The organism is Pseudomonas sp. P5_B2 (assembly GCF_056400445.1).
Genome location: NZ_JBFULH010000288.1, coordinates 1 through 5,214, shown reverse-complemented (window position 1 = coordinate 5,214; position 5,214 = coordinate 1). Strand labels below are relative to the sequence as shown.

Sequence of the window (5,214 nt, the reverse complement as noted above, 5' to 3'; positions counted from 1 at the left end):
CATTCAGGCATTGATACTTGGCGTAGTGGAAGGGCTGACGGAGTTTTTGCCCATTTCCAGTACCGGGCACCAGATTATCGTGGCCGACTTGCTCGATTTCGGTGGTGAACGCGCTATCGCGTTCAACATCATTATCCAGTTGGGGGCGATCCTGGCGGTGGTGTGGGAGTTTCGCCGCAAGATACTGGATGTGGTCATCGGTTTGCCGACGCAGCCGAGCGCTCGACGCTTCACCGCCAACCTGCTGATTGCCTTCATGCCGGCTGTGGTATTGGGGGTGATTTTCTCCGACCTGATTCACCATTACCTGTTCAACCCGATTACCGTCGCCGCGGCGCTGGTGGTGGGTGGGGTCATCATGTTGTGGGCTGAGAAACGCCAACATGAAGTGCATGCCGAAACTGTCGACGAGATTACCTGGCAAGATGCGCTGAAAGTCGGTTTCGCCCAGTGCCTGGCGATGATTCCCGGTACATCGCGTTCCGGATCGACCATCATTGGCGGGTTGTTGTTCGGTCTGTCACRCAAGACCGCGACTGAATTCTCGTTCTTCCTGGCGATGCCGACCATGGTCGCCGCGGCGGTGTATTCGGGTTTCAAATACCGTCACCTGTTCGTGCCCGCGGACTTCCCGGTGTTCGCGGTGGGTTTCGTGACGGCCTTCATCTTCGCGATGATCGCGGTCCGTGGCTTGCTCAAGTTCATCGCCAGCCACAGCTACGCGGCGTTCGCCTGGTATCGCATTGTGTTTGGCCTGGTGATTTTGGCCACCTGGCAGTTTGGCTGGGTTGACTGGTCCGCGGTTAAACCATGAGTGATGCCAGTGCGCGCCGAAACCCCGGAGGCAGGTCCGGGGGGGAGAACATTCAGAATCTACGGCTGAAGCTGCTGGTTTTTGCGGTGCTTTGCGCGCTGCCGATGTTTGGTTCTGTGTCGCTCTGGCTGCGCGGGGTGTCGTTGATTCCGCTGGCGGCATACGGAATCGTCAGTGTGCTGGCGTTTTTCCTGTACTGGAGCGACAAGCGCAAGGCTCGCGCCGACAGCTGGCGCACGCCGGAAAACGTCCTGCACGCGGTTGAACTGGCTGGCGGCTGGCCCGGTGCCTTGTTGGCCCAGCAGGTGTTTCGACACAAGACCCGCAAAGTCTCCTATCAGCTGCTGTTCTGGCTGATTGTGTTGCTGCACGAGGTGTTCTGGATCGATCAGTTGTTCCTCGGTGCGAACCTGCTGGCATTGTTTTAAAGCAGCAGTCCCACCTGGGTGCGCTTGGGCAACTTGCTCACCACCAGTTGGTGGGAACGTTGCAACAAGCCTTGCAGCTCTTCGGCGCCCAGCGGGTAGGGCGTTTGCATAATGATCCACTGGGCTCTCGCGAGATAGGGAGCCGGGTGGATACCCGGTCGGTCGCAATGCCCCAGAAACAGGTCCTTGTCGACTTTAAACGCCAGGGAATCGCCGCGCAGGTTCTGTAATGCGAACATCTTGTTCCCTGCAATCGAAAACACCCGCACACCGCCCCATTTGTAGTCCTCCCGCGCACCCGGCAGCGCGAGACAGAACTGCGCGACATCCTCTTCGCTCATACGTCCCGTCTTCATATCAGTCGGTCCCCACCAGCGTTGAATGATTCGATCAAATGGTCGAGCCAGGCGCGAACCGCCGGCATCACCCCGCGCCGGTGAGGGTAGACCGCTTGCAGCCAGCCGCCCGGCAATGCCCAATCGGGTAGCAGTTGTACCAGCGATCCCTCTTCAAGCTCCTGCTCGCAATACATCATGGGCAGCAAGGTAAAGCCCTGGCCTGCGAGAGTACAAGCCTTGCGCACGATGAAGTCGTCGATGCCCAGCCGTGCTTCCAGACTCAGCTCAACACGTTTGCCCTGTTGATCCAGCAGGCGGATATGCACCATGCGGTCGGCTTCGAGGGCGCCTAGTATTGGCAGGTTCTTCAGGTCTTCGGGGTGGTTGATTTCCCGTCCGTGCAAAAACGCGGGGGTGGCGACCATGACCATTTGTGCCTGGCGCAGGCGTCGGGTGACCAACAGCGGATCTTCGTCGCCCAACTCGCGCACCCGCAGGGCGACGTCGACGCCTTCAGTCACCAGGTCGACCCGACGATTGACCAACATGACTTCCAGCTGTACCTGGGGGTATTTTTCAAGAAACCGAGCGATGACCGTCGGCAACCTCTCATGCGCCAGGCCGACGGGGCACGATACCCGCAGTCGTCCACGCGGCTCGCTGGACATGCTGGCCACCGCCTCATCGGCCATTTCCGCTTCCAGCAGCATCGCCTGACAGTGCCGCAGGTAGCGCTCGCCCACGGCGGTCAGCTTGAGTTGGCGGGTGGTGCGTTGCAACAGACGAGCGCCGAGGCGCTCTTCCAGCTCGGCAATACGCCGCGACAAGCGCGACTTGGGTATCCCGAGCAAACGTCCAGCGGCTGCGAACCCGCCGGCTTCAACCACCTTGGCAAAATAGTAGAGATCGTTGAGATCTTGCATGTCGGCAATCCGATTGTTCTATCAGTAGGACGAACTATCGCATTGTTGCGGTCTAATCAGCTATTGGTTTCATCTGTAGGATTCTTTCCATCAGATCGCCCCATGGCGGTCCTCACTTGGAGATCTCACATGAAACTGTTGCATATCGATTCGAGCATTCTTGGTGACAACTCGGCTTCCCGTCTGCTGAGCAGCGAAGTTGTTAAAGCCTGGCAAATCGCCGAGCCGAGCGCCGTGGTCACTTACCGCGATCTGGCCGCTGATGCCATCAGCCATTTTTCCTCCACGACGCTGGTTGCCGCCGGTACTACCGCCGAACTGCGCAACGCCGCCCAACAGCACGAAGCCGAGCTGAGCGCTACCACCCTGGCTGAGTTCCTCGCCGCCGATGCCGTTGTAATTGCCGCACCGATGTACAACTTCACCATCCCGACCCAACTCAAGGCCTGGATTGATCGAATCGCGGTGGCCGGCCAGACCTTCCGTTACACCGAAGCCGGCCCTGAAGGCCTGTGCGGTGGCAAGAAAGTCGTGATCGTGTCGACTTCCGGTGGCTTGCATGCAGGCCAGGCCACGGGCGTGGCTCACGAGGAATATTTGAAAGTGCTATTCGGCTTCATCGGCATTACCGACATCGAATTCGTGCGCGCCCAAGGCCTGGCTTACGGTGACGAAGTGCGAACTAAAGCCATGAACGACGCTCAAGCGCAAATCAGCGAGCAATTGTTCGCTGCCGCATAAGGCTTGCGTAAAAGACGTTAAACAGCTCAGGCAATACCCCAAAAAACTCTGTATTCTGACCACGCAAGTGCCAGATACGGAGTTTTTTGTTTCTGGTCGTTTCAGGTTGTGGCCCAGGTTATGCAGCAGCGGGTTAACGTCCCCGTTCTGCGCTGACCTTGGTAGCCGCACATTGCTGGTACAAGGCCGCTGCCTCGCTAAACCGAGGAGAACGGGCTTTCCGGTCAAGTGACAAATGGTGGGGCATCCTTATGGTGCGTCTTTGTGCAGTGTTACTGTTTTGCCTGCTCAGCAGCCTGAATTCAGTGCACGCCGCGCCTGCGCCGCATCCTCACAGGAGCGTCGGCTTCCATGAAATGAGTTTTCTCGACCCCCTCGATTTGCAACCGATGCATGCCATTGCGTTCTATCCCTCCAGTGACCGGGAACACACCAGCAAAATCGAGGGCTACACGGTCGAAGCCGGTGAAGACATCCCGGTGGCTATCGGGCGCTTCCCGATGCTGATGCTGTCCCACGGCAACACCGGAACCCCGCTGGCCCTGCATGACCTCGCCACCTCGCTGGCTCGCAAAGGCTTTGTGGTGGTCGCGGTGATCCATCCTGGCGACAACTCCAAAGACCACAGCCGCCTCGGTACGTTGAGCAACCTTTACGGCCGTCCCATCCAGATTTCCGAAGCCATTACCGCCACCTTGGGTGATCGCATGCTCGCGCCGTTCGTCCATGCCAATCAGGTCGGGGTGATTKGCTATTCGGCGGGCGGTGAAACTGCATTGATTCTTTCAGGTGCCACGCCGGACCTGGATCGGCTGCGTCGCTATTGCCAGGAGCGTCCGGACGACCACGATGCCTGCAACACCCAAGGCGAACTGATCGTCGACCGCGACGACCTGCAACCCGTGGCCGACCCACGTGTGCATGCCTTGATGTTGATGGCGCCGTTGAGTTTGAAATTCGGCCGTCACACCCTGGCGGACGTGCATGTGCCGGTGCTGCTTTACAGTGGCGACGGCGACAAGCTGGTGGCGTTCGACAAAAACGCTGCGGCGCTGGCGCGCAAACTGCCAATTGCGCCGGACTTCAAGTTGTTGGCTGGCGCGGGGCATTTCGTGTTCATGGCACCCTGCAACGACGAGCAGATCGTCAACACCCCGGGGCTGTGCACTGACGCCGATGGTGTCGACCGCGAAGTCATTCATCGCGACATGATTTCCGAAGCCGGGCGTTTCTTCACTCGCTCGCTTGGCATAGCGACCCGTGCGGGCCTGCAAACCGCCGATCAGTAGGAGCCGAGCTTGCTCGCGATGGCGGCCTGTCTGGCGACATATGTGTTGAATGTGGCGCCGCCATCGCGAGCACGCTCGGCTCCTACAGGATTGTGGGTGTCAGGCCATCGCGCGGCGTTTGAGTAACAGGGTCAGCGCTAATCCGGCCACCGACAGCAACGCGGCGCTAAAGAAAATCCACGTATACCCCAGGTTCAACGCCACCGCGCCCATCAACGGCCCGGCGATGGCCAGTGCCAGATCAAAAAACACCGCGTAGGCACTCAAACCGGCGCCGCGACTGGAATTAGGTACCTGTTTGATCGCTTCAACACCCAGTGCCGGATACACAAGCGACAAGCCAAAACCAGTCAGGCCCGCACCGATCAACGCATAACCGGTCGAAGGGGCCAGCCACAGCATCACCAGGCCGACGGTTTCAATACTCATGCAGGCAATCGCCGAGGTGAAGCCGCCGAAACGACTGATACTGGAGATGAACAATAGTCGCGCCAAAATAAAGCAGACGCCAAATACCCTCAGGCAATACGCGGCACCCGCCCAACCACGGTTGACGTAGTACAGGGTAATAAAGGTGGTCAGCGTGCCATAACCGATGGACGCCAGGCTCAGGCTCGCCCCAAACGGCGCAATGCGCCCAAACACAGCCCAAAATGGCAGTCGCTCGCCGCGAACCACCGG

At 59.1% G+C, this 5,214-nt stretch carries 7 protein-coding genes; 4 read left to right on the top strand and 3 right to left on the bottom strand.

Annotated features, from left to right (window positions below; translation table 11 throughout):
• The first annotated feature begins 1 nt into the window (after position 1).
• Together AC1DRJ_RS18530 and AC1DRJ_RS18525 are read left to right on the top strand one after the other, a co-directional pair.
• The gene (locus AC1DRJ_RS18530) at positions 2 to 814 is read left to right on the top strand and encodes an undecaprenyl-diphosphate phosphatase (protein WP_477803439.1); all 813 of its coding nucleotides are present in this window, start codon (positions 2 to 4) and stop codon (positions 812 to 814) included.
• Positions 811 to 1,242: a DUF1294 domain-containing protein gene (locus AC1DRJ_RS18525; protein WP_477803438.1), complete on the top strand. Its 432-nt coding sequence runs from the start codon at positions 811 to 813 to the stop codon at positions 1,240 to 1,242. Before AC1DRJ_RS18530 ends, AC1DRJ_RS18525 begins: the two co-directional genes overlap by 4 nt.
• Here the strand turns inward: AC1DRJ_RS18525 and AC1DRJ_RS18520 are convergent.
• A complete protein-coding gene (locus AC1DRJ_RS18520) occupies positions 1,239 to 1,598 on the bottom strand; it encodes an MmcQ/YjbR family DNA-binding protein (RefSeq protein ID WP_477803437.1) in 360 nt (119 codons plus the stop codon). The two genes, AC1DRJ_RS18525 and AC1DRJ_RS18520, sit on opposite strands and share 4 nt — an antisense overlap.
• Entirely contained in the window at positions 1,595 to 2,503 is a 909-nt protein-coding gene (locus AC1DRJ_RS18515) for a LysR substrate-binding domain-containing protein (protein WP_477803436.1), read from the bottom strand. The genes AC1DRJ_RS18520 and AC1DRJ_RS18515 overlap by 4 nt, the downstream gene beginning before the upstream one ends.
• 129 nt (positions 2,504 to 2,632) lie before the next feature.
• On the opposite strand from AC1DRJ_RS18515, the gene AC1DRJ_RS18510 reads away from it, so the two are divergent.
• On the top strand, positions 2,633 to 3,244 hold the full coding sequence (locus tag AC1DRJ_RS18510) for an FMN-dependent NADH-azoreductase (RefSeq protein WP_477803435.1): 612 nt from the start codon (positions 2,633 to 2,635) through the stop codon (positions 3,242 to 3,244).
• Between the two features lie 251 nt (positions 3,245 to 3,495).
• Entirely contained in the window at positions 3,496 to 4,533 is a 1,038-nt protein-coding gene (locus tag AC1DRJ_RS18505) for an alpha/beta hydrolase family protein (RefSeq protein ID WP_477803434.1), read from the top strand.
• Positions 4,534 to 4,632: 99 nt separating this feature from the next.
• On the opposite strand, the gene AC1DRJ_RS18500 is transcribed toward AC1DRJ_RS18505, so the two are convergent.
• Positions 4,633 to 5,214 (bottom strand): MFS transporter (locus AC1DRJ_RS18500; RefSeq protein WP_477803433.1); only part of this gene is annotated, 582 nt, incomplete at its 5' end.